The 721-nt window shown below is 63.2% G+C and carries 1 protein-coding gene; it reads left to right on the forward strand.

What is annotated here, in order from left to right; genetic code table 11:
• Positions 1 to 721 (forward strand): helix-turn-helix domain-containing protein (locus EN853_RS33080; RefSeq protein WP_135856045.1); only part of this gene is annotated, 721 nt, incomplete at both ends.

Below are 721 nucleotides of genomic sequence, written 5' to 3' on the forward strand. Positions count from 1 at the left end.
GTCTTCGTTTCGTGGCCCGTCTTCTCGAGGGAGAAGGGATGAGCGAGGTGTGCCGAGCATTCGGCATCTCGCGCAAGACCGGCTACAAGATCTTCAACCGCTACCAGGATGAAGGGCTGGAGGCGCTTTGCGACCGCTCGCGGCGGCCGGTCAGATATGCCAACCAGTTGCCCGAGCAGATCGAGCGGCTGATCGTGCAGACCAAGCGCGAGAAGCCGCATTGGGGCGCCCGCAAGGTACGCGAGCTGCTGGTCAGAAAGCTTGCCGGCGACGTGCGCATCCCAGCCAAAAGTACGGTGCATGCGGTGCTCGACCGCCACGGCCTTGTGAGCCAGTGCCGCACAAGGAAGCGGGCGAACAAGGCCGAGGGCACGCCTCTGTCGCAGGCGGTGGCACCCAACGACCTTTGGTGCACGGACTTCAAAGGCGAGTTCAGGCTCGGCGACGGCCGCTACTGTTACCCGCTCACGGTCACCGATCAGGCCTCACGCTATGTCCTGGCCTGCGAAGCCCTTGAATCGACGAAGGAAGCCCCGGTCATCGAGGCTTTCGTGCGGTTGTTCAAGGAGCGGGGATTGCCGCTCGGCATGCGCTCTGACAATGGGCTTCCCTTCGCCTCGCCCAATGGACTCTACAACCTGTCCAAGCTGTCGGTTTGGTGGTTGAGGCTCGGAATTGCTATCGAGCGCATCAGGCCCGGCAACCCGCAGCAGAACGGCCG

Origin of the sequence: Mesorhizobium sp. M1C.F.Ca.ET.210.01.1.1 (genome assembly GCF_004791585.1) — a bacterium.
Classification (GTDB): Bacteria; Pseudomonadota; Alphaproteobacteria; order Rhizobiales; family Rhizobiaceae; genus Mesorhizobium.